24 protein-coding genes and 1 pseudogene are annotated in these 23,458 nt (G+C 66.1%); 16 read left to right on the plus strand and 9 right to left on the minus strand.

Annotated features, from left to right (window positions below; translation table 11 throughout):
* The first annotated feature begins 33 nt into the window (after positions 1–33).
* The 13 genes from IPJ87_00210 to IPJ87_00270 all read left to right on the plus strand — a co-directional run bounded on the left by IPJ87_00210 (position 34) and on the right by IPJ87_00270 (position 11,791).
* Positions 34–1,152 carry a glycosyltransferase family 4 protein gene (locus IPJ87_00210; GenBank protein ID MBK7940297.1) on the plus strand — a complete coding sequence of 373 codons (1,119 nt, stop codon included), beginning with the start codon at positions 34–36 and terminating at the stop codon, positions 1,150–1,152.
* Positions 1,153–1,163: 11 nt separating this feature from the next.
* Entirely contained in the window at positions 1,164–2,165 is a 1,002-nt protein-coding gene (locus IPJ87_00215; protein ID MBK7940298.1) for an NAD(P)-dependent oxidoreductase, read from the plus strand.
* Positions 2,158–2,991 (plus strand): WecB/TagA/CpsF family glycosyltransferase, encoded by an 834-nt coding sequence (locus tag IPJ87_00220; GenBank protein MBK7940299.1) that lies wholly within the window; start codon positions 2,158–2,160, stop codon positions 2,989–2,991. Before IPJ87_00215 ends, IPJ87_00220 begins: the two co-directional genes overlap by 8 nt.
* Positions 2,992–3,140: 149 nt before the next feature.
* A complete protein-coding gene (locus IPJ87_00225) occupies positions 3,141–4,292 on the plus strand; it encodes an undecaprenyl-phosphate glucose phosphotransferase (GenBank protein MBK7940300.1) in 1,152 nt (383 codons plus the stop codon).
* Between the two features lie 69 nt (positions 4,293–4,361).
* Complete coding sequence (locus IPJ87_00230) at positions 4,362–4,616, plus strand: 30S ribosomal protein S20 (protein ID MBK7940301.1); 255 nt, start codon at positions 4,362–4,364, stop codon at positions 4,614–4,616.
* 65 nt (positions 4,617–4,681) lie between these two features.
* Positions 4,682–5,392: a DNA repair protein RadC gene (gene radC / locus IPJ87_00235; protein ID MBK7940302.1), complete on the plus strand. Its 711-nt coding sequence runs from the start codon at positions 4,682–4,684 to the stop codon at positions 5,390–5,392.
* 2 nt (positions 5,393–5,394) lie between these two features.
* Positions 5,395–6,549: a UDP-N-acetylglucosamine 2-epimerase (non-hydrolyzing) gene (gene wecB, locus IPJ87_00240; protein MBK7940303.1), complete on the plus strand. Its 1,155-nt coding sequence runs from the start codon at positions 5,395–5,397 to the stop codon at positions 6,547–6,549.
* Positions 6,550–6,552: 3 nt separating this feature from the next.
* Positions 6,553–7,734: a terpene cyclase/mutase family protein gene (locus tag IPJ87_00245; protein MBK7940304.1), complete on the plus strand. Its 1,182-nt coding sequence runs from the start codon at positions 6,553–6,555 to the stop codon at positions 7,732–7,734.
* Positions 7,735–7,756: 22 nt separating this feature from the next.
* Positions 7,757–9,043 carry a hypothetical protein gene (locus IPJ87_00250; protein ID MBK7940305.1) on the plus strand — a complete coding sequence of 429 codons (1,287 nt, stop codon included), beginning with the start codon at positions 7,757–7,759 and terminating at the stop codon, positions 9,041–9,043.
* Positions 9,040–9,957 (plus strand): GNAT family N-acetyltransferase, encoded by a 918-nt coding sequence (locus IPJ87_00255; protein MBK7940306.1) that lies wholly within the window; start codon positions 9,040–9,042, stop codon positions 9,955–9,957. The genes IPJ87_00250 and IPJ87_00255 overlap by 4 nt, the downstream gene beginning before the upstream one ends.
* Entirely contained in the window at positions 9,954–10,604 is a 651-nt protein-coding gene (upp, locus tag IPJ87_00260; protein MBK7940307.1) for a uracil phosphoribosyltransferase, read from the plus strand. Before IPJ87_00255 ends, upp begins: the two co-directional genes overlap by 4 nt.
* 3 nt (positions 10,605–10,607) lie before the next feature.
* A complete protein-coding gene (locus tag IPJ87_00265) occupies positions 10,608–11,090 on the plus strand; it encodes a hypothetical protein (GenBank protein ID MBK7940308.1) in 483 nt (160 codons plus the stop codon).
* Complete coding sequence (locus IPJ87_00270) at positions 11,087–11,791, plus strand: noncanonical pyrimidine nucleotidase, YjjG family (GenBank protein MBK7940309.1); 705 nt, start codon at positions 11,087–11,089, stop codon at positions 11,789–11,791. The genes IPJ87_00265 and IPJ87_00270 overlap by 4 nt, the downstream gene beginning before the upstream one ends.
* Here IPJ87_00270 and IPJ87_00275 read toward each other — a convergent pair.
* From IPJ87_00275 to rsfS, 6 genes and pseudogenes are all read right to left on the minus strand, one after another.
* Entirely contained in the window at positions 11,777–12,286 is a 510-nt protein-coding gene (locus IPJ87_00275; protein ID MBK7940310.1) for a hypothetical protein, read from the minus strand. The genes IPJ87_00270 and IPJ87_00275 overlap by 15 nt on opposite strands.
* A 2-nt stretch (positions 12,287–12,288) precedes the next feature.
* Positions 12,289–12,954: a phosphatidylserine decarboxylase family protein gene (locus tag IPJ87_00280; protein MBK7940311.1), complete on the minus strand. Its 666-nt coding sequence runs from the start codon at positions 12,952–12,954 to the stop codon at positions 12,289–12,291.
* 42 nt (positions 12,955–12,996) lie between these two features.
* Positions 12,997–13,800: a phosphatidate cytidylyltransferase gene (locus tag IPJ87_00285; GenBank protein MBK7940312.1), complete on the minus strand. Its 804-nt coding sequence runs from the start codon at positions 13,798–13,800 to the stop codon at positions 12,997–12,999.
* Positions 13,797–14,039: a DUF2007 domain-containing protein gene (locus tag IPJ87_00290; protein ID MBK7940313.1), complete on the minus strand. Its 243-nt coding sequence runs from the start codon at positions 14,037–14,039 to the stop codon at positions 13,797–13,799. The genes IPJ87_00285 and IPJ87_00290 overlap by 4 nt, the downstream gene beginning before the upstream one ends.
* Positions 14,008–15,896 (minus strand): annotated as a pseudogene (gene ftsH / locus IPJ87_00295) (ATP-dependent zinc metalloprotease FtsH). The gene IPJ87_00290 and the pseudogene ftsH overlap by 32 nt, the downstream one beginning before the upstream one ends.
* A gap of 135 nt (positions 15,897–16,031) precedes the next feature.
* Positions 16,032–16,409, minus strand: coding sequence for a ribosome silencing factor (rsfS, locus tag IPJ87_00300; protein MBK7940314.1), 378 nt, complete (start codon positions 16,407–16,409; stop codon positions 16,032–16,034).
* Between the two features lie 48 nt (positions 16,410–16,457).
* Here rsfS and IPJ87_00305 point away from each other — a divergent pair, with 48 nt between their 5' ends.
* A complete protein-coding gene (locus tag IPJ87_00305) occupies positions 16,458–17,225 on the plus strand; it encodes a biotin--[acetyl-CoA-carboxylase] ligase (GenBank protein ID MBK7940315.1) in 768 nt (255 codons plus the stop codon).
* A gap of 60 nt (positions 17,226–17,285) precedes the next feature.
* Complete coding sequence (rpmH, locus tag IPJ87_00310) at positions 17,286–17,444, plus strand: 50S ribosomal protein L34 (protein ID MBK7940316.1); 159 nt, start codon at positions 17,286–17,288, stop codon at positions 17,442–17,444.
* Positions 17,445–17,503: 59 nt separating this feature from the next.
* Here the strand turns inward: rpmH and IPJ87_00315 are convergent, their stop codons facing one another.
* Together IPJ87_00315 and IPJ87_00320 are read right to left on the minus strand one after the other, a co-directional pair.
* The gene (locus IPJ87_00315) at positions 17,504–18,325 is read right to left on the minus strand and encodes an alpha/beta fold hydrolase (protein MBK7940317.1); all 822 of its coding nucleotides are present in this window, start codon (positions 18,323–18,325) and stop codon (positions 17,504–17,506) included.
* 152 nt (positions 18,326–18,477) lie between these two features.
* Complete coding sequence (locus IPJ87_00320; GenBank protein ID MBK7940318.1) at positions 18,478–19,287, minus strand: hypothetical protein; 810 nt, start codon at positions 19,285–19,287, stop codon at positions 18,478–18,480.
* 216 nt (positions 19,288–19,503) lie between these two features.
* On the opposite strand from IPJ87_00320, the gene carB reads away from it, so the two are divergent.
* Entirely contained in the window at positions 19,504–22,314 is a 2,811-nt protein-coding gene (gene carB, locus IPJ87_00325) for a carbamoyl-phosphate synthase large subunit (protein ID MBK7940319.1), read from the plus strand.
* Positions 22,315–22,567: 253 nt separating this feature from the next.
* Here carB and IPJ87_00330 read toward each other — a convergent pair whose 3' ends face one another.
* A complete protein-coding gene (locus IPJ87_00330; GenBank protein MBK7940320.1) occupies positions 22,568–23,458 on the minus strand; it encodes a hypothetical protein in 891 nt (296 codons plus the stop codon).

Here is a 23,458-nt window from a genome sequence, read left to right on the forward strand (position 1 = left end):
ATGGCCGCCCGGGGCGGATACCTTTGGCCGCCGATGACCGGACGACCCCTGCATGTGCTTGTCGTGGGCCAGACCCCGCCACCGTTCGGAGGCCAGGCGGTGATGATCCAGGCCATGCTTGAGGGGCGGTACGAGGGGGTGGTGCTCCATCACGTGCGCATGGCCTTCTCGGAGGACATGGAAAGCGTGGGCCGTTTCCAGCCGCGCAAACTGTGGGTGCTCTTCACCACCGTGCTGGCCGTGTGGCGCGCCCGGATCGTGCATCGCACCCCGGCGCTGTACTATCCGCCCAGCGGACCCAACAAGGTGCCCGTCCTGCGCGACCTGGTCCTGCTTTGCGCTGTGCGTTGGATGTTCCGTCTCACGGTGTTCCACTTCCACGCCAGTGGGGTATCCGGTTTCGCCCCGCAACTACCCCGGGCACTGCGCCCCTTGTTCCGCATCGCCTACGGACGTCCTGACCTGGCCATCCGCACGGCGGAGCAGAACCCCGATGACGGGGCGGCGTTGGGCGCGCGGCGGTCGATCGTCGTGCCCAATGGTGTGCCGGACGGGCGCGGCACGGTGGCCGAGCGGACGGCGGCACCGGGCGAGCCGCTCGTGGTGCTCTTCACCGGGGTGCTGATCCCCAGCAAGGGAGTGACGGTGCTGCTGGAGGCTTTCAGGTTGCTCCGTGGCCAGGGGGTGAACGCGCGGTTGGAGCTGATGGGCAAGTGGGGTGATGCGACCTTCCGGGAGCAATGCGAACGCTTCGTAGCACTGCACAGGCTTGCGGACCGGGTACGGTTCCTCGGTGTGAAGCGTGATGCGGAGAAGCTCGCTCACTTCGCCGGTTGCGATATCTTCTGTTTCCCCTCGCACTTCGAGGCGGAGAGCTTCGGATTGGTGCTCACCGAGGCCATGCAGTTCGCGAAGCCTGTGGTGAGCACTCGCTGGCGTGGCATCCCGTCGGTGGTGGAGGAGGGTGTCAACGGCTTCCTGGTGCCGGTGGAGGACCCCGGTGCAGTGGCCGACCGCGTGGCCCGGCTGTCGGCCGATCCGGACCTGCGTCGTACGATGGGCGAGGCGGGCCGGCGCATCTTTGAACAGCGATTCACGTTAGAACGGTTCCATCGGCGCATGGAGGAGGCCTTCCTCAGCCTGCGTCCCTAGTGCGAACGACCATGCGAGTCCTTGTCACCGGCGGGTCCGGCTTCATCGGCACCAACCTCGTGAAGCTCCTGCTCGATGCGGGGGAGGAGGTGCTCAATGTGGACTGGAACCCACCACTGGACCCAGGGCAGCGGCCGACCTGGCGGGAGCTCGACATCATGGATGAACAGGCGCTCGCCGATGCACTGGCCACGTTCAGACCCACACACGTGGTCCATCTGGCGGCACGCACCGATACCGATGAGCAACGGGACCTGAACGCCTACGTGCAGAACCACGAAGGCACCCGCCGCGTGCTGAACGCGGTGAAGGCCTGCCCATCGGTGGAGCGCATCATCGTCACCAGCACGCAGTTCGTCTGCGAGGCGGGCCACCAGCCCAAGGACGACCTGGATTTCAAGCCGTACACTCTATATGGTGAGTCCAAGCGGCTCACCGAGATGGTCACGCGCGAGGCGCGGCTGTCCTGCACCTGGACCATCATCCGGCCCACCACCATCTGGGGCCCGTGGAGCCTGCGCTACCGCGATGTGATGTTCAAGGTGATGCGGAAGGGTCTCTACTTCCATCCTTCAAGGCGCAAGGTGATCCGGTCGTACGGCTATGTAGGCAACGTGGTATGGCAGATCGACCGCATCCTTCGGCTGCCGGCGGAACGGATGAACGGCCGTGTGTTCTATGTGGGCGACCCGCCCTTCGACCTGCGCACGTGGGTGGAGGCGGTGTCCAAGGCGCTCACCGGCCGTCCCGTGCGGTACATCCCCACGTGGGCCGTGCGCACCCTGGCGGTCACCGGTGACGTGCTCAAGGGGGTGGGGTTGCCGTTCCCGATCACCAGCGGCCGCTTCCGGTCGATGACCAGTGACTACATCACGCCCATGGACCGCACGATCGAGGCGCTCGGCCCCGCGCCGTTCAGTGTGGAGGAGGGTGTGAAGGCGATGGTGGCGTGGTACGACGACGGCAGTGAGCGCATCGCGCATCCGGTCCGCAACGTGGTGGGCCATGGCTGAGCGGCTCCTGATCAGTCCGGGCGCTCTGCCCAAGCGGGAGGTGGTCGGCGCGGGCATCACCCTGGGGAGCTTCGACGACCATGTGCGGATGATCGCGGCGCTCGGTGCCGCGCATCGCTCTTCGTATGTCTGCTGTGTGAACGCGCACATGGCGGTGGAGGCGGCCCGCGATCCCGCGTTCGCGGCGGTGGTGAACAGCGCCGACCTGGCCACGGCCGATGGCATGCCCCTGCTGCGCTGCCTGCAATGGATCGGCGGTGAGCGGCAGGACCGAGTGGCGGGCAACGACCTGATGCCGGCCCTGCTGGACAGGGCGGCGGAGCAAGGGCTCTCGGTCTATCTTTATGGGGGGCGCGAAGAGGTGTTGAAGAGGATCCGCGAACGGGCCGGGCGCGAACTGCCCGCCTTGCGCATCGCCGGCATGCACGCCCCGCCGTTCCGGGCGTTGAGCGATGCGGAGATGAAGGCCGATGCGGACCGGATCAATGCCAGCGGGGCGCACATCGTGATGGTATCGCTGGGCTGTCCCAAGCAGGAACGGTGGATGGCCGCCATGCGCCCTTCGGTGAACGCGGTGATGCTGGGGCTTGGAGGCGCGTTCCTCCTCTATGCCGGTGTGGACACGCGGGCGCCGAAGTGGATGCGCGACCTCTCGCTCGAATGGCTCTACAGGCTGGCGCTCGAGCCCGGTCGCCTGTGGAAACGATACCTGGTGACCAACACCCTGTTCCTCGTCCTCGCGATGAAGGCCGGCTGGCAGCGGATGCTCGGACAGCGCACCGGGCGCATCGCTCCGCTGGCGGAAGCAACGGGGCTCATCGGATGAGCGTCGTTCCGACATCCAACGCTGCCTGGAAGCGACTGCTTTCGACGAATCAAAGGATTTCTTCGACAAAACTTGACAGGGGATGGTGGCTGGTCTAGTTTTGACCTCCCCTTACGACCGGCCAGGAAGCGACCAGGTGACCCCCATCAATGAGTGACGGTATCCCGCCCCTGCGCATGGAAGCGAACGACCCCGGCAAACTGACCGCCCGCCCCGAAGGCATGGGCGACCTGGCGGCCTTGCTCCGATCCAAGCGGTTGTCCCTTCAACAGGTGGGATCAGGGCTGAGCAAGGTGCTCACCCTGGAGCCGCTCACCTCGGTGAAGGACCTCATCATCGTGGGCGAGGGTCCTGCGGCCGAAGAGATCTTCCAGTACTGTCAGGACCAGACCGTGCGCGGCTACCGGTTCCGCGGCCTGTTCAATGACCAGGAGGTGCGGGGTCCCTTGGGCGCACATCGCCTGGGTGATGTGGAGGCCGCCAAGGCCTTCGCGGTCCAGAACCGCATCGACATCGTGTACTGCGCCCTTCCGGGCACGCGCCGGGCGGATATCACGGACCTCATGGAGTTCTGTGAGCGCAACACCATCCGGTTCCGGGTGATCCCTAGCGTGGACAGCTTCATCCCGGTGGTGAAGACCACGGACCTGGAATTCCACGGGTCGGTGCCCGTGAGCAAGCTTCGGCGCGAGCCGCTGGACCATCGGGCGAACCGGGCTTGGAAACGCACCTTCGACATCGTCTTCTCCGCCCTGGTGATCCTGCTGGTCTTCAGCTGGCTTTTCCCCATCCTGGCTCTATTGGTGAAGCTTTCGTCCCCGGGTCCGGTGTTCTTCCGGCAGCAGCGCCTTGGTCGCGACAACAAGGAGTTCGCCTGCTGGAAGTTCCGGTCCATGCGCGTGAACGCCGAAGCGGACACCAAGCAGGCCACCAAGAACGATCCACGCGTGACCCGCGTGGGGGCCTTTCTGCGCAAGAGCAATCTGGACGAGATGCCCCAGTTCTTCAATGTGCTGATGGGGCAGATGAGCGTGGTGGGCCCCCGCCCGCACCCCCTGCGGCTGAACGACCAGTACAGGGACATCATCGACAAGTACATGGTGCGCCATTTCGTGCGCCCGGGCATCACGGGTTGGGCGCAGGTGAACGGTCTCCGTGGGGAGACCCGCACGCCGGAGCTGATGGAGCGCCGCATCGAACTGGACGTGTGGTACCTGGAGAACTGGAGTTTCTGGCTGGACGTGCGGATCGTGGTGAAGACCGTGACGAACATGCTCGGAAAGGACCCCAACGCCTACTGAGGCGGGAGCGGGCTTGTGGAACCGGTGGAAAGCACTATATTTGCCGTCCTTTTCAGAGCCTGAACAGCCATGGCGAACCATAAGTCGGCCCTCAAGCGGGTGCGTCAGACCGAGACCCGCAACGAGCGCAACCGCTACCAGCACAAGACCACGCGCAATGCCGTGCGGGCGCTGCGCAGCACCACCGACAAGAAGGCCGCCACGGCCCTTCTCCCGGAAGTGAGCGCGATGCTTGACAAGCTGGCCAAGCGCAGCGTCATCCACAAGAACAAGGCGGCCAACCTGAAGTCCTCCCTGGCCACGCATGTGAGCAAACTGAAGTGACCCGCGCGGTCACCGTCGCACCGGTGAAGGTCCTCCGAACGGGGACCTTTGCTTTTTTTTGACCCATGGCCGACCAGCAGAGCTCCTCCCCGGGCCGGCTCACGATCCGTGAATGGGCCAGCGACGACCGGCCGCGTGAGCGGCTCCTGAGCCAGGGTGCCGGCGCGCTGAGCGATGCCGAACTGCTGGCCATCCTCATCCGGTCGGGCACCGTACAGGCCAGTGCGCTCGACCTGGCCCGGCAGGTGCTGGTCATGGCCGGCAACGACCTGGGCAAGCTCGGCCGCTTGAGCGTGGCCCAGCTCGTGCAGGTCAAGGGGCTTGGGCAGGCCAAGGCCATCGGCATCGCGGCCGCCCTGGAACTGGGACGCAGACGGCGCGATGCCAGCCCCGAGCAACGGGTGCGCATCACCACCAGCGCCGTGGCGTTCGAGCTGCTGCACCCCCTGATGGCGGACCTCATGCACGAGGAGTTCTGGCTGATCCTGCTCGATCGGGGCAACGCCGTCACCGGCAAGGTGCGCGTGAGCCAGGGCGGGATGCACGGTACGGTGGCCGACCCGAAGGTCATTTTCCGGGAGGCGATCGACCGTCGGGCCGCAGGTGTGGTGCTCGCCCACAACCACCCGAGCGGGCGCGCCATCCCCAGCGAAGAGGACGTCCGCCTCACCCGCAAGCTCGTTGATGGCGGGCGGTTGCTGGACATCGCCGTGCACGACCACCTCATCATCACTTCCACGGGCTACTACAGCTTCGCCGACAACGGTTCGCTCTGACCATGGCCGCACCGCTCGAGATCCTGACCGTGGTGGGGGCAAGGCCTCAACTGGTGAAGGCGGCGGTGCTGGCGCGCTGCATCGCCGAACGGTACCACGGCCGGCTCCGTCAGGGCATCCTGCACACCGGCCAGCACTACGATCCCGCGCTATCCGACGTGTTCTTCCAGGTGCTCGGGCTGCCCGCCCCGGACGTTACCCTCGGCGTGGGCGCGGCATCCATCCCTTTGCAGACCGCGCGCATGGTGGAGGGCATCGCCGACGCCATCGCTAAGCGTCGCCCTGACCTCGTGCTGGTGTTCGGCGATACCACGAGCACGTTGGCAGGAGCGTTGGCCGGGGCCCAGTGCGCCGTGCCCGTGGCCCACGTCGAGGCGGGCCTGCGGGCGCACGACCGCAGCATGCCGGAGGAGCTCAACAGGATCGTGGCCGACCGGCTTTCCACCTGGCTGTTCTGCCCCACCGAGGCCTCGATGACGAACCTGGGCGCAGAGGGCATCCGCGATTCGCCGGGTCCGGCCCACGGACCCGATGCACCGGTGGTGCGCCTGGTGGGCGACATCCTGTGCGATCACGTGCTGGGTACACTGCCGCTGGCCGAAGCGCGGTCGCAAGCTCTACGCACCCTGGACCTCGGTCCGGGCGGCTACCTGCTGGCCACGGTGCACCGTGCCGCGAACAGCGACGATGCCGACCGCCTCTCCGGCATCATCGCGGGGCTGCACCAGGCCGCCCTGGACACCGGGTTGCCCGTGGTGCTTCCCCTGCATCCGCGTGTGCGGCATCTGCTCGACAGCTCCTCGCACGCCGTGGTCCGTGAGCGGTTGAACAGGAGCCCGGAACTGCGCGTGGTGCCTCCACAGGGCCCCTTGGACATGCTGGCGCTCACCCGGAACGCGGCCGTTGTGCTCACCGATTCCGGAGGGCTGCAGAAAGAGGCTGCCATCCTGCGACGCCCTTGCGTGGTGCTCCGCGACCGCACCGAATGGGTGGAGCTCGTGGCCTCCGGAAGGGTGGTGCTGGCTGACGCGGACCCCGGGCGCATCGCCGCTGCGGCGAAGGCGGGCCTCGGGCAAGAGCTTGCCGAACCGGCCGGCCTGTACGGGGATGGGGACACGGCGGGCCGGATCTGTTCCATCCTGCTTGGCGAGCGCTGAACCATGCTTCGAAGCCTTGCCGACTACCTTCAGTGCTGGACGCACCTGCTGGCGCACGCTGACGGCCGAAGGCTGATCCGCGCGCACGCCCGTCCGCGGCCCGTGGCCGAAGCCCCTTCCGCGGAGCAGGTGGGCCATGCGCTGAACACCGCGATGGACTGGGTGGGACGCGCGCAGGACCACAGTGGCGACGGCGGCATGGGGAGCCTGCACCTGGTGCATGGCTGGGGACCCACCTACCCGGAGACCACGGGTTACCTGATCCCCACGCTTTTGGCCGCGGGCGATCGGCTGCAACGACCGGACCTTGCCGGTCGCGCCGTGCGCGCGGCCGATACCCTGCTCGCTTTGCAGCGTCCGGACGGTGGATGGCAGGGTGGTCGCGTCGGTGAGCACCGGCCGTCGGTGGTGTTCAACACCGCGCAGGTGATCCGCGGCATGCTGGCCATGCACGCGCACACCGGGGAACAGCGCTACCTGGACGCGGCCGTGCGCGCGGGCGCCTGGATCGTCAGCGTGCAGGAGGCGGACGGCTGCTGGTCGCGGCATAACTTCATGGGCGCTGCGCGCGTGTACGACACCTATGTGGATGCCCCGTTGCTGCTGCTGCATCGCGCCACCGGTGAGCCGGGGCTGAAGGAGGCGGCCGTGCGCAACCTGGCCTGGGTGGAGGGACGGCAGACCGCGAACGGCTGGTTCACCGAGGCGGACAACACGGTGAAGCACAACGACCGGCCCATCATCCATACCCTGGCCTACACGATCGACGGCCTTGCCGAATGCGGCGATCTGCTGGCCGACCCGCAATGGACGGAGATGGCCGAGGCCGCGGCGCGGCCCCTGCGCGATCGCTTCCTGCAACACGGCGTCCTTCGTGGTCGATACGACCGTTCGTGGAACGGGAGCGAAGCCTTGATCACCACCGGTGGTGCCCAGCTCGCCGTGGCCTGGCAGCGGCTTGCGCGCGCGGGCATGGACAGCGCTTACGCTCATGCCGCCGCACGGATGCGCGGGCTGCTGGTGGCCCTGCAGGCATGCACCGCCGAAGGGCCGCCCGATGGCCGCGGCGCGCTCACCGGCTCGCATCCGCTCTGGGGCCGCTACGAGAAGTTCGCCTGCCCGAACTGGGCCACCAAGTACCTGGCCGACGCCCTACTTTGTGCCGACGGTCGCACGTTCTGCTGAACCCGCCCGTCGCCCTTCGCCCATGCTGCTCGTCCACCTGGAGCATCCATCGACGCGCGCCCATTGGATCGTGGAACACACGATCGGGCGGTTGCTGGGGGTGCCGGTGCGCCTCACCAACGATGTGGCCGCGTTCCGCGATGCGGCGGGACCCCGTCTGAGCTATGGGACAGTGCCGATCGACGGCGCCCTCCATGTCCCCTGGTCCGGCGCGCTGGCCCAGCTGCCTTCACACGACCCGCCCACGGGCATGGTGAATGACATGCCGGTCCTGTTCCCGGTCGGCGCGTCGTTCGACCTGTTCGCCGCCGCGTTCTTTCTGCTCGCGCTGGTGGATGAACAGCGGTGCGCGGCGCGCGATGCGCATGACCGCATCCCTTCCGAGGCGCTGTTCACCGTGCGGAGCGGCCTGGCTGACAGGCCCTGGATCGATCGTTGGTTGCTGGAGCTCGGCGATCGCCTGCGGGAGCGCTGGCCTGTGCTGGAGCTCACCCGCACCTACCGCCACATCCTCACCGTGGATGTGGACAACATGCTGCGCTATGCCGGCCGTCCGTGGACGCGAGCGCTGGGCGCCACGCTGAAGGACCTCGCGCTCTTCCGACCGGGGGCCATGCTGGAGCGGTGGATGGTGCGCACCGGCCTTCTGCGCGACCCGTACCTGAGCGGCCTCGACCGGGTGGAGCGGCATGCGCGGGACACGAGCGGTGCGATCCTGTTCCTGTTGCTGCGCAGCGACGGCCCGCATGACCATGCCGTGGAGCCGGACCGCTGGCCTGCCGGCCTCCATCGGTTCCTGCGGCACGACACCGGCCTGCGGATCGGGCTGCATCCCTCGTACGCATCCAGCACCGACCCCGGTCGGCTGGAGGCCGAGGTCTCCATGTATGAACGGCGTCTGCAGCCGCGCACGCTGCTCAGCCGGCAGCACTTCCTGCGCTGGCGCCTGCCCGACACCTTGCGTCGCCTGGCGGCTGCGGGATTCATCGAGGAGCACAGCCTCGGCTTCTCGGACCGCACCGGTTTCCGGGCGGCCACCTGCACACCGTTCCCCTGGTACGATCTGGAGAGGGATCGGCCCACCTCGCTGATGCTGTGGCCCTTTGCGGCGATGGACAGTGCGCTCATCGAGCGGAGCGGTCTTGATCCGGACGGTGTGACCGCCGCCATGCGGACGATGAGCGACGAGGTGCGCGCGGTGCAGGGCACCTTCGTGAGCGTGTGGCACGATCGTTACCTGAGCGGGCACCGGGAGTTCGCACGATGGCCCGCGGTGTTCGATCACGTGGTGAAGCACGCCAGGCCATGATCACGCACCTGCGGCACGGCCGGATCGACAAGGCCTCGTGGGACGCGCTGCTGGACCGGTGCGAGGGCCCGGTGTGGTACGCCCGCAGCGCCGTCCTCGATGCGGCATGCCCCGGCTGGGAGGCCCTCTGGGATGAGGAGCGCGGTGCACTGATGCCGCTGACCCATCATCGCAAATGGGGCATTCCCTACCTGTACCAACCGTTCCCGCTGCAGCAGCTGGGGGTGTTCGCCCCGACCCAGGATGCCGTTCGGAACGGCGAGTTCCTCAGGGCCCTGCCGATGCGCTTCCGACTGGCGGACATCTACCTCACGAACACGGCCGTGGAAGGCGCGGGTCCTGGTTGGCGATTCACCACGCGGCAGGACCAGTGGGTGCCGTTGGACCGACCCATCGCGGCCATCCGCCAGGGGTATGGCAACAATCACCTCCGCAGCCTGCGGCGCGCGGAGACGGCCGGCCTGGAGCTCGATACGGCCATGCGGCCGGAGGCGTTCCTGCACTTTCTGACCACGGCGCCCCAATGGCCGGGATGGAAGGTGAGCTTGCGGCAACAGGCCTCGCTGCAGCGCTTGCTGCGGCTGGTGGACCAGCGTGGCGAAGGCGGCTGCATGGCGGTGCTTCATGCGGGGCGTCCTGTGGCGGCCGGATGCTTCGTGCACCACGGCGACCGCACCATCTTCCTCAAGGGCCTTGCGCTGCCCGAAGCCCGCACATTGAACGCCATGCACCTGCTGATCGACCGCGTGCTGGAGATGCGCGCCGGACGTGCGCGCTGGCTCGATCTGGCGGGCAGCAGCGACCCGGCGCTGGCCCGGTTCTACGCGGGCTTCGGCGCGGTGACCACGCTATATTTACACGCCTTGCTGCGGCGCTTCCCCGTCAGCCTGCGAGGCCAACCTGAACAGGCATGATCGTTGAACTGGGCAAGGAGCGCACGGTGGTGAACCAGTACCTCGCGGAGATGCGGGACGTCGAGGTGCAGCGCGATCCGATGCGCTTCCGCCACAACCTCGAGCGCCTGGGCATGGTGTTCGCCTACGAACTGAGCCGCACCCTGGACTACGAGGAGCGCGATGTGACCACGCCGCTGGGCCAGGCGCGTGTGCCGGTGCTGCGGGAGCAGCCCGTGCTGGCCACCATCCTGCGGGCCGGCCTTCCGCTGCATCAGGGCATGCTGTCGGTCTTCGACCGGGCGGACAACGCCTTCATCAGCGCCTACCGCAAGCACCGCAAGGGCGAGGAGGGCTTCGACATCGAGGTGGAGTACCTCAGCAGCCCCACCCTGGACGACCGTGTGCTGGTGCTGTGCGATCCCATGCTGGCCACCGGCCAGAGCATGCTGCTGGTGTACAAGGCCCTGTTGCGCCTGGGCCGCCCGAAGGCCCTTCACGTGGTGTCCGTGATCGCGAGCAGCGAAGGGGTGGAGTACATCCGCAAGCACCTGCCCTCGGGCACACGCATCTGGATCGGTGCCATCGATGAGGAGATGACCGCACAGGCCTATATCGTGCCCGGACTGGGCGATGCGGGCGACCTGGCGTACGGCCGCAAGCTGTAGATCGTGGACCAGGCGGTTCAGATAGTGATCATCGTGGCCTGGGGCATGCTGAAGATGGTGGTGGCGGCCGGGTTCGGCGCAGGCTTGGGCTTCAGCTTCCTGGAGACCTTCCTCTGGACCGCGGTCGGCGGTTGCCTCGGTGTGCTGGTGTTCTACCGCCTCAGCGAACGCCTCACCGAGTGGTCGCGCGAACGCTGGCTCAAGGGGCGCGCAAGGGCCCGAGCGCGCGGGGCCGCGCTGCGGCGCATCTTCACGCGGCGCAACCGCTGGATCATCCGCGTGAAGCACGTCAGCGGTTTCCTGGGCGTGGCCGCGCTCACACCGCTGGTGCTCACCATCCCGGTGGGCAGCATCCTGGCCGCGCGCTTCTTCCACCACGACCGCCGCATGGTCCCGGCCCTGCTGATCTCCGTGGTGGTGCAGGCCCTCGGCGTGTCCGCTGCGCTCACCGGGGTGGTAGGAGGCATCACCCAGGCCCTGCCGTGAAGCGCTACCGCCACATCTTCTTCGACCTGGACCACACGGTGTGGGACTTCCGCACGAACTCGCGGGCCACCTTGCGGGAACTGCATGCCGAGCTCGAGCTGGCGGACCGCGGCATCGACACGGCCGACGAGCTCATCGACGCCTACGAGGAAGTGAACGCGGGCCTATGGCGCCGCTACGAGCAGGGGCGCATCCCCAAGGAGGTGCTGCGCGTGCTGCGCTTCCGCAACACCCTCGGCCGGTTCGGTGTGCGCGATGAGCGGCTCGCGCACCGGCTGGCCACCGACTACCTGGACCGATGTCCGCGGAAACCCGCGTTGCACGCCGGCGTCCGCGCGTTATTGGAGGACCTGGCGACGGACCATGCCCTGCACATCATCACCAACGGATTCCAGGAGGTGCAGGGGGTCAAGCTGGCGAGCAGCGGCATCGCGGGGCATTTCGACGTGGTGCTCACCAGCGAGCAGGCCGGAGCGGCGAAGCCGGACCCGCGCATCTTCCGCCGGGCGCTCGACCTGGCCGGGGCCGTGGCGGAGGAGAGCCTTATGGTGGGCGATGATGCGCGGAACGACATGGGCGGTGCGCGGGGTGCGGGCCTCGATCAGGCGCACTTCATCGGTGAGCCTGGGACCGAGCCGGACGCGGAGGCCACCTACCGCTTCGCCCACTTCGCCGAACTGCACCGCCTACTGCGCGGGTAGCGCGTCGGGCTCGAAGAAGTAGGTGACCGTGACGTCGCGGCCGTTGATGTGGCTGTACTTGCGGAAGCGGATCGAGTCCGTGCCGAGGCGCAGGCCCTGGTAGTCGATCTCGCCCTTCATGCTGTGGGTGGTGAACAGCACGCTGTCCCCATTGATCCGCACCGCCGACCGGTGCACGGCGCTGTTGCCGTCGACGGGGGTGGAGGGCACCAGCAGGTTCTTCAACCCGTCCGCATCCTTGGCCATGCCGGCGGTGTTCATCACATAGCCCTCCGGGAAGAAGCGCATCACATAGCCCACGCCGCCCAGCTTGGCGCGGTACACTCCGTCCACATGCAAAGCGCCTTCAGGCAGCGGGGTGAGCGCTGGCGTGGCGGGCTGTGCGGGCTGTTCCATGGTGCCGGGGGCCTGCTCTTCGGGCCCGGGACCATCATCGCCGCAGGCGGCCAGCAGGGTCGCGGACAGGATCGGTACGAGCAGGGAATGGGAGCGCATGGTCAGGCGTTGGGGAAGCGGGCGATCACGGTGGTGGAGCCCTGCACGGTGTCGCCCAAGGCCACCTGCACCTTCGAGCCCAGCGGCAGGAAGAGGTCCACGCGTGAGCCGAACTTGATGAAGCCGAACTCACGGCCTTGGGCGGCGTCCGCGCCGGCGGTACTATAGGTGCAGATGCGGCGGGCGAGCGCTCCCGCGATCTGGCGGAAGAGCACCTCGCCATGGCGCGCGTGGCGCACCACCACGGTGCTGCGCTCGTTCTCGGTGCTGCTCTTCGGGTGCCAGGCCACCAGGTATTTACCCGGGTGGTAGCGCGCGTAGCTCACCGTGCCGGCCACGGGGTACCAGTTCACGTGCACGTTCAGCGGGCTCATGAAGATGCTCACCTGCAGGCGGCGGTCGTTGAAGTGCTCGGGCTCATGCACCTCCTCGACGGCCACCACCTTACCGTCGGCGGGGGACACGATGGCGCCGTCGTCCACGGTGGCGGTGCGCCGTGGCACGCGGAAGAACCAGAGCACGATGAGGAATACGGCCACCAGCGGCGCGGCGAGGGCGATGCGGAGCGCGGCCGGAGCGGAGGTCCACTGCATCAGCCCATAGAGGGCGAAGCACAGGACGGCGGTGGCCAGCAGGAGGGTGGCGGTGCCTTCGCGGTGGATGCCCATGGGAGCGTGCCGGCCAAAGATAGGAGGGGGGCCTTTCCGCCCTCAGGCGAGGGCCTGCAGGTACACCCAGGTGGCGGGCATGGCGAGCAGGAAGCCGTCGAAGCGGTCAAGCAGTCCGCCATGGCCGGGCAGCAGGGTGCCGGAGTCCTTCACCCCGGCGGCACGTTTGAAGGCGGATTCCAGCAGGTCGCCCAGGGTGCCGGTGATCGTCACCACCACGGCCAGCACCAGCCAGTCGGTGAGGTCCAGCGCGGTCCAATAGCGGGCGATGATCCAGGCGGCCAGCAGGGTGAAGGCCACCCCGCCCAGGAGGCCCTCGATGGTCTTTTTGGGAGATACGCGCGGGAAGAGGGGGTGTCGTCCGATGAGGCGCCCCACGACGTAGGCGCCCGTATCGCTGGTCCACAGCAGCACCATGAAGCCCAGGAACAGTTCCCAGCCGCGGGCCACCACCAGGGGCACCAGCCCGAAGGGCAGGGCCACGTACACCAGTACCAGCACCTGGCCCGCGATCTCCTGCACCGGGGCGGACCCGCCGCGGAAGAGGGCGAGGCCCATGGTGAGGAGCACGAGCAGGAAGGCGGTGAGCAGCACGAAGCCGGCGCGCCAGTCGGTGGCGATGGGGGCCACGGCGACCACCAGAAAGAGGCATCCGGCCAGCACCTGGGTCCAGAACAGGGGCGGAGCGTCGTCCGTGCGCCAGGTGAGGCGGTGCAGTTCGCCGGCGGCGATCACGGCCACGGGCAGGAAGAGGAGGAGGGTGGTGAAGGGGCCGGCGAGGGCGGCGCCGACGGTGAGGCCGATGTAGACCAGCCCGGTGAGGCTGCGCACGAGCACCTCGTTCACGGCGGGGGGCTCTGCAACAGGTGAAGGGCTTCGAGCAGTCGGTCGCGGTCCACCAGCACGCACACCTCGCCCATCAGGGGATAGGCGCTGGGGCTCCGGTCCAGCAGCACGGCGGGGATGCCTTCGGCCTCGAGTCGGCCGAGCACCAGTTCGGCCTCGGCGCGCAGGGCCGCGGCGAAGACCACGGTCCACACGGGAGGCCGGCCGTCAGGCCTGCTGGTGTGCGGCAGGGGGGGCATCGGAGGGGGCTTCCGCGGCGGGGACGGTGCTGCCGTGGCCGTTCGCGGCAGGGGGCGCGGGGCGCTCGAAGGGGCGCTGGCCGAAGATCTTCTCCAGGTCCTCCTTGAAGATCACCTCCTTGTCCAGCAACTGCCCCGCCAGGGCGGTGAGCTTGTCCTTGCTCTCGTTGAGGATGCGCTTGGCCCGTTGGTACTGGCCTTCCACGATCTTGCTCACCTCCTCGTCGATCACCTGGGCGGTGCGTTCGCTGTAGGGCTTGCCGAAGCCGTACTCGCTCTGTCCGCTGCTGTCGTAGTAGCTGATGTTGCCCACGCGATCGTTAAGGCCATAAATGGTGACCATGGCATAGGCCTGCTTCGTCACCTTCTCCAGATCGCTGAGCGCGCCGGTGCTCACCTTGCCGTACATCACGTCCTCGGCGGCGCGCCCGCCGAGTGCGGCGCGCAGATCTCATCGAGCATCTGTTCGGTGGTGGTGAGGTGGCGCTCCTCGGGCAGGTACCAGGCGGCGCCCAGTGAACGGCCACGCGGCACGATCGTCACCTTCACCAGAGGCGATGCGTGCTCCACGAGCCAGCTCACGGTGGCGTGGCCGGCCTCGTGGTAGGCGATGGCCTTCTTCTCGTCGGTGGTGATGATCTTGTTCTTCTTCTCCAGCCCGCCGATGACGCGGTCCACGGCGTCGAGGAAGTCCTGGCGGTCGATGGTCTTCTTCTTCTTGCGGGCGGCGATGAGGGCGGCCTCGTTGCAGATGTTGGCGATGTCGGCGCCGCTGAAGCCCGGGGTCTGTTTGGCCAGGAACTCCACGTCCACGGTGGTGTCCAGCTTCAGGGGCTTGAGGTGCACCTTGAAGATGGCCATACGCCCGTTGAGGTCGGGCATGTCCACGAAGATCTGGCGGTCGAAGCGGCCGGGGCGCAGCAGGGCGCGGTCGAGCACGTCGGCGCGGTTGGTGGCGCCGATGAGGATCACCCCGCTGTTGGTGCCGAAGCCGTCCATCTCGGTGAGGAGCTGGTTGAGGGTGTTCTCTCGCTCGTCGTTGGCGCCCATGCTGATGCTTCGTCCGCGGGCGCGGCCGATGGCGTCGATCTCATCGATGAAGATGATGGCGGGGGCCTTCTCCTTGGCCTGCTTGAACAGGTCGCGCACGCGGCTGGCGCCCACGCCCACGAACATCTCCACGAAATCCGAGCCGCTGAGGCTGAAGAAGGGCACGTTGGCCTCGCCGGCGATGGCCTTGGCCAGCAGGGTCTTGCCGGTGCCCGGGGGGCCCACCAGCAGCGCGCCCTTGGGGATCTTGGCGCCCAGGTCGGTGTACTTCTTGGGGTTCTTCAGGAAGTCCACGATCTCCTGCAGCTCCTCCTTGGCCTCGTCCAGGCCGGCCACGTCGTTGAAGGTGATGTTGGTGCTCTTGCCGCCCTCGAAGAGCTGGGCGCGGCTCTTGCCGATGTTGAAGATCTGGCCGCCGGGGCCGGCGCCGCCGCCGATGCGGCGCATCACGAACATCCAGATGGCGATCATGATGCCCACGAAGAGCACCCACTGCAGGATCTCGCGGCCCCAGTTGTCCTGGTGCTTGAAGCTGTAGCGCACCTTCTGCGCGTCGTAGTCCTTCTTGAGCTCGGCCTGGAAGGCGTCGATGCTGCCGATGTTGAACGCGTAGTGCGGGCCGGCCACGTTGCTGCCGCTCATCACGTTGCCGCGGATGCGGTCCTTGTGGGGCGGGTTGGCCAACCGGTCTTTCTTGATGTACACCTGGGCCACCTCGTCATTGATCACCACCACGCGGTCCACGTCGCCGGCGGCCACGAAGGTGCTGTACTCGGTGGGTTCGATCTCCACCAGGCCGCCGCTCATGGTGAAGAGGTTGATCGACAGGATCACCACGATGATGATGCCGTAGATCCAGTAGAAGTTGAAGGAGCGCTTGGGACGGTCCTTGTCGCCCCGGGGGCGTTCGGTGTTGGGTTGTTCCACGGTTCGGTCGGTTCGTCAGGCCACGTTGTCGTAGCGTTGGCTGGCGGCATCGGCCCACAGGTGCTCCAGGCCGTAGTGTTCACGCTTGGCGCGGTGGAAGATGTGCACCACCACGTCCACGAAGTCGAGCAGCACCCACTCGGCGTTGCGGAGGCCCTCCACCTGCCAGGGGCGTTCGCCGACCTTCTCGCGGGCGAATTTCTCCACCGAGCCGGCGATGGCCTCCACCTGCGTGTCCGAGTCGCCGTGGCACACAACGAACTGGTCGCACACCCGGTTCGGCATGCCCCGCAGATCGATGCGCACGATGTCCCTGCCCTTCACCTCCTGGATGCCCTGGATCACGGCCTCCACCAAGCGGGCGCTGTTCCCCGCGCCCTGCGCTTTTATCATCCGGTGTATCTTGGTCGTTCAAAGGTAGCAAGTTCCCCTGCCGCCGCCGTGGCCGCAGGCGCCTTGCCCAGCGGGACCATGATCGGGTCGGCACGCATCGAACTGGCGACCGTCGACAGCACCAACAAGCATGCTGCCGATCTGCTGCACCTGACGGAAGTGCAGCACGGCACCGTCATCCTGGCCCGCGAACAGACCTTTGGCCGGGGCCAGCGCGAGCGTCCCTGGAGCAGCCAGCCCGGGCTCGACCTCACCTTCAGCGTGGTGCTTCGGCCCGATGGGCTCGATGCCGGGCACCAGTTCGTGCTGGCGCAATTCGCCGCCCTGGCCGTGCGGGATGCCCTGCAGCGCATCGGCGTGCCCGATGTGATGGTCAAGTGGCCCAACGACGTGCTGGTGGGCCCGCGCAAGGTGGCGGGCATCCTCATCCAGAACGAACTGCAGGGGGCGCAGGTGCGCCATTCCGTGGTGGGCATCGGCCTCAACGTGAACAGCGACGGCGATGTAGAAGGGGCCCTGGCCACCAGCGTGCGGCTGGAGCTCGGGCACATGGTGGACCAGGAGGCCCTGCTCACCGGCCTGCTGGACCGCCTGGAGCTGCGGTGGCGGCAGGCCATGGGCCACCGCCTGGGGCTGGAGGCCGACTACCGCGACGCGCTCTGGGGGCGGGGCCGCTGGCTGCCCATGGAGCTGGACGGCGCGCTGATCGAGGCCCGGCCGCTGGAGGTGGACGCCGATGGGCGCCTGCTGGTGGAGCTGCAAGGGGGGGTGGTGGCCCCCTTCGGTCTGGACCGCCTGCGCTTCGGTCCGCGGTAGGGGGCTTGCCGGATCGGCCGGAAGGACTATTTTTGCGCCCCCAACGAACGACCCGTAGCCATGAAACGCACGTACCAGCCCAGCCGACGCAAGCGCGCCAACAAGCACGGGTTCCGCAAGCGCATGAGCACTGCCGCAGGCCGTGCCGTGCTGGCCAGCCGCCGCAAGTCCGGCCGCAAGAAGCTCACCGTGAGCGACGAGGCCAAGGGCAAGAAGTAAGCCGTACACCGGGCCTGCCCCGGTTCAGGAACGAGGGGGCTACGGCCCCCTTTTCCGTTTCAGGCCCAGCCGAGCCCGGGGGGGATGGGTTCCAGCACCGGAGGCGCCATCACCAGGTGGCCGCGCTCGTGTACATGCACGTGGATGCGGGCAGGGTCGCGCCGCGCGAAGGCCTGGCCCCAGGGCAGGCGGATCACCTTGTCGAATCGGCCCATGTGCAGGTGGGCGTGCAGGTCGTGTGTCCGCAGGTGCCGAACCACCATGCCCAGGTCGGGCTCGATGCCCCGCAGGCTCAGCCACACGTCGTGCACCAGCTGGCGCTTGGCGGGGTTGTCCGTGTGCTGGGTGAGGAACTGGTGGAACTTGGTGCTGATGAGGCCGGTGCGGTGCACGGTGTCCACCACGCGGAACCAGCCCTCGGGGCGGTGCAGGAAGCGATGGTAGAGGTGCCGGCCCACCCGGTAGCGGCTCAGGGCGCGATACCAGGGGTTGCGCACCAGGCCGTCCGGGGCGAAGAGCAACAGGCCGTTGCTGCGCTCGGGCAGCTGCTCCAGCAGGCTCAGGGCCATGCGGCCACCCAGGCTGAAGCCGGCGTTCCAGGCGCGCTGGATGCCGTGTTGGTCCAGGTAGGCCCGCATCAGGTCCCGCCATTCGGTGGGCCGCAGGGGGTGGTCCACCGTGCGCCCGGGCGGGAAGCGGCTGCCGCCGTGGAACCACAGGTCGAAGGCGTGCAGCGTCACCCGGTGCCCCCAGGCCGCCACCGCCGGGTCGAAGTCGCGCACCGAGCCGCCGTAGCCGTGGAAGGCCAGCACATGCACCGGCCCCGTGCCGCTCACCCGGTGGGCGATGGAGAGGGGGCCGTGGGTGAAAGAGGAGGTCATGTTCTTGCCGCAGAGGCGCTGAGGCGCACGGAATGCGGAATGCCATGGTAAAGATGTGCTTCCACCTTGTCATTGTCTTCCTGCGTTTCGTCCTCTGCGTCCCTGCGGCCCAACTCGTCCGGAGTGGACCGATCCGCCCCTGTGCCCCACGATCAAGGCTTCGGATAGTTATCGGGTTCCACAGAGCCTCGGTGTTCGATGAAGCGTTCGCCGTCGAACTGGAGCGAGCCGCGCACGATGCCGTCGGGTTGTTCGTTCGAAATGGGTACCGGTGACAGGTCGTCGAGCCGGAACACGTATTCGATGCGTTGTGAGCTGGCGTTGTAGTTCCACTGCAACACATCGCCACAGCGGGTGTCGAGCCCGTAGCCTGGGGAGGCCGGCTCCTCGTTCACTGCGAAGGCCGGGTATTCAAGGTCGAGCGAATCGCCGGTGGTGCGGAAGACCACGGCCACCTCGGCGCAGCAACTCCCGCAACTGCGCACGGTGCCCAATGCGAGGTAGAGCCGTTCGCCGCTCCTGGTGCGCAGCCGATGGATCTCGGAGTAAGGCGCACGACCGTCCTGAAAGCCATCGTCATCGCCCTTGGTGACACCGCGGCCGGTAGTGGTTCGGAGGTGGAACACATGGGCGTAGCTGTGGAAGCTGCCGCCGGTGTTCTCGAACCAATGGAAGGCCCACAGGAGCCCATCCGGCGATCGCGTCCGGCCCAGATGCTCGTGGCGTGTAACCCGATCGAGCGTGCTGTCGGCCATGGGGGTCGATAGTAGTCTCACCAGGCTCCGTTCGATGCGCGTATTGATGGAAGGACCCTCGTCGGGCCATGCTTGCTCCCAGTTCAAGGTGGCGGCGCTGTCCAGCAACGCGTGCAGCTCGGCAGCCCGTGTCGCCAGGCTGTCCTGGGCAAGGACCGGGGCTGGAACGATCAGCGCGCCAAGGATCAGGAGCTTTCCGGCCATCATGGCTTCAAAGTAAGGGCCTTCGTTTCTCCCGACGCTTCAATGTCCTTCGGCTGACGGTTACAAGGAGGGCTCGAAACAGGGTGATATTCCGCTGCGTCTCAGCGCCTCTGCGGCCATACCCTCGCGCATCTTCTCCACGATCTCCCCTCATTTTCCACATTCTCCGGTTTCCCCATTCCCCGCTGGGTACTTTCGCGCTCCGGTTACCCACCGGATATGCCAAGAGACACCAGCATCAAGTCCGTCCTCATCATCGGAAGCGGGCCCATCGTCATCGGCCAGGCCTGTGAGTTCGACTACAGCGGTAGTCAGGCCGCCCGCTCCCTCCGCAACGAAGGCATCGAGGTCACGCTGATCAACAGCAACCCGGCCACCATCATGACCGACCCGGTCACGGCCGACAACGTCTACCTCAAGCCCCTCACCACCGAGAGCATCGAGGAGATCCTCAAGAAGCACAAGATCGACGCCGTGCTGCCCACCATGGGCGGACAGACCGCCCTCAACCTCGCCATCGAGTGCGAGAAGCTCGGCATCTGGGAACAGTACGGCGTGCGCATGATCGGCGTGGACACCAAGGCCATCGACATCACCGAGAACCGCGAGCAGTTCCGCCTGCTGATGGAGCGCATCGGCGTGCCCATGGCGCCCAGCAAGACCGTCACCAGCTTCCTCGAAGGCAAGAAGGTGGCGCAGGAATTCGGCTTCCCGCTGGTGATCCGCGCCAGCTACACGCTCGGTGGTGCGGGCGCCAGCTTCGTGAAGGATCCCGCCGAGTTCGACAAGCTGCTGAAGCACGGCCTGCAGATCAGCCCGATCCACGAGGTGATGATCGACAAGGCCCTGCTCGGCTGGAAGGAGTACGAGCTGGAGCTGCTGCGGGACAAGGACGACAACGTCACCATCATCTGCAGCATCGAGAACTTCGATCCGATGGGCATCCACACCGGCGACAGCATCACTGTAGCTCCTGCGATGACCCTGAGCGATCGCACCTACCAGCGCATGCGCACCGAGGCCATCAAGATGATGCGCGCCATCGGCGACTTCGCGGGCGGCTGCAACGTGCAGTTCGCGGTAAGCCCTGATGAGCACGAACACATCTACGCCATCGAGATCAACCCGCGCGTGAGCCGCAGCAGCGCGCTTGCCAGCAAAGCCACGGGCTACCCCATCGCCAAGATCGCCAGCAAGCTCGCCATCGGGTATCGCCTCGATGAGCTGGAGAATCCCATCACCGGCACCAGCGCCTTCTTCGAGCCCACGCTCGACTACGTGATCGTGAAGGTGCCGCGCTGGAACTTCGACAAGTTCGAGGGCGCCGACCGCCGCCTGGGCGTGCAGATGAAAAGCGTGGGTGAGACCATGGGCATCGGCCGCAGTTTCCAGGAAGCGTTGCAGAAGGCCTGTCAGAGCTTGGAGATCAAGCGTAACGGACTGGGCGCCGATGGCAAGGAAACGCGCGACGCCGCTGTGCTGCTGGAAAGCCTCGCCAACCCCAGCTGGAGCCGCCTCTTCCACGTGTACGACGCCATCAAGCTCGGCATCCCCTTCGCCAAGATCCACGAGCTCACGCGCATCGACATCTGGTTCCTGAAGCAGATTGAGGACATGATCCTCACCGAGAAGGAAGTGGAGAAGTACACGCTCGACACCATCCCGCGCGACCTGCTCTTCGAGGCGAAACAGAAGGGCTACGCCGATCGACAGGTGGCGCATCTGCTCGGCTGCCTCGAAAGCCAGGTGTACAAGAAGCGGAACGAGCTCGGCATCAAACGCGTGTACAAACTGGTGGACACCTGCGCCGGTGAGTTCCCCGCGAAGACGCCGTACTACTACAGCACCTTCGAGGAGGAGAACGAGAGCGTGCGTTCGGACAAGAAGAAGATCGTGGTGCTCGGCAGCGGCCCCAACCGCATCGGCCAGGGCATCGAGTTCGACTACAGCTGCGTGCACGGCGTGCTGGCGGCCAAGGAGCTCGGCTACGAGACCATCATGATCAACTGCAACCCGGAGACGGTGAGCACCGACTTCGACACGGCCGACAAGCTCTACTTCGAGCCCGTGTTCTGGGAGCACATCTACGACATCATCCAGCACGAACAGCCCGAGGGCGTCATCGTGCAGCTGGGCGGGCAGACCGCCCTGAAGATCGCCGAGAAGCTGGAGAAGTACGGGGTGAGGATCATCGGCACCAGCTTCGCCGCGCTGGACATCGCCGAGGACCGCGAGCGCTTCAGCAGCCTGCTGCGCGAGCTGGACATCCCGTACCCGAAGTTCGGCGCCGTGCGCACCGCCGAGGAGGCCGTGAAGCTGGCCAAGGAGCTCGGTTTTCCGCTGCTGGTGCGCCCCAGCTACGTGCTCGGCGGGCAGAAGATGAAGATCGTGATCAACGAGGAGGAGCTCGTGGACCAGGTGCTCGACATCCTGCGCCTGATGCCCGACAACAAGATCCTCATCGATCACTTCCTCGACGGCGCCATCGAGGCGGAGAGCGATTCCATCTGCGACGGCGAAATGGTGCGCATCATCGGCATCATGGAGCACATCGAACCGGCGGGCATCCATAGCGGCGACAGCAACGCGGTGCTCCCGCCCTTCGACCTCAGCGAAAAGGTGATCCAGCAGATCCGCGAGCACACGCACAAGATCGCGCTGGCCCTGCACACCGTGGGCCTGGTGAACATCCAGTTCGCCATTAAGGACGAGGTGGTGTACGTGATCGAGGCCAACCCCCGCGCCAGCCGCACCGTGCCGTTCATCGCCAAGGCCTACGGCGAACCTTACGTTAACTGGGCGACGAAAGTCATGCTCGGCGCCAAGCTCAAGGACTTCCAGTTCAAGCCGCGCCTCGATGGCTACGCGATCAAGGTGCCCGTCTTCAGCTTCGATAAGTTCCCCAACGTGGACAAGAGCCTGGGGCCTGAGATGAAGTCGACAGGAGAAGCCATCTACTTCATCAAGGATCTGAAGGATCCGTTCTTTAGGCAGGTGTATGGGGAACGGTCGATGTATTTGAGCAGGTAGGTGATGAGGGCGTGTCCCTCACTCACGCACATGCCCACGCACGGGTCGCGTGCTACGCTGTAGCCGGACTTGTCGCGGCTTGCGGTCGCGGGGCTGCGGGGGCTTCCGTTGGTCGCCTCCTCGCTCCACGCGCCCGCAGAGCCGCTCCTGCGCCGGGCTGCCGCTTCGCCCGCTCACGCGAAAAGAACGCCGTTGCGAGTTTGCTCTTGAAAACATTGGCCATCGGCATGAACAGCACACCTTAATCGTATCACTACTCAACGCACTTCAGAATTGATGAGGCGAAGTTGTCGCAATCTAGTTCCAGATTAGAGAATGATGGCTTCGCAAACGGGATGACACCTGCTTGGGCGATGTAGAAATCTACATGACCAATCTCATGGAGAACCAAGAATAGCAGCGTATCCTCAATTCTATGGGACCAAGCGCCGTAGGGCGTGAACGCCTCGGTTGGCATTGCGAAATAGCTCGAGTTGAATGCAAGGGGGTAAATGAGGATTTGAGCTATGATCTCTTGCTCCGCCTGATTCGCATTTACCCAAGCCCCCCCAGTACTATCGCAACTATCGTTTCTGTTTGTGGTTCGTCCCGAAATGCACGTATAGGTATTAGTTGACCAGTTAAAATTACCCGCATACGGGAAAGTACGCTTCTTAGAGTTCAGTATTACCTCTGCGTAAGTGTCCGCCTTACGTTGAGCATTGCAGTACTCAATGGATATTTTGAAATCAATCTTCTTCGAGCAATTATTCTCACCTAAACAATAGATCATTCTGCGCCAGAAGCGTCTCTTCCCGTTGATAACATTTGTGTGAGTGAAGCGACCGACATCATTAAGGGATATGTCCTGGTCGCGTTCGTTGGGATCTAAACGCAATAGTAAGCCTGCTAAAACATCGGGATAGCTGGATACAATCTTGTTCCACGCCTTGTCAAAGGCCTCACCCACCACCGCCTCTCTCATGTCCCTGTGATTGATTAATCCCAAACGATCGTCACTGGGGTAGTATTCAGGCGTGCTTGAATACTCCGCTTGGTTCTGGAAGCTACGCGTTGGTCCAATTAAGAAAGGCACTTTCGACTGTGCTGAAACGTAATACGATTGGCCCAAAAGCAAGACAAAGGTCAAAGCTCTTGCTGTCAT

This window comes from Flavobacteriales bacterium, assembly GCA_016713875.1.
GTDB lineage: Bacteria > Bacteroidota > Bacteroidia > Flavobacteriales_F > PHOS-HE28 > PHOS-HE28.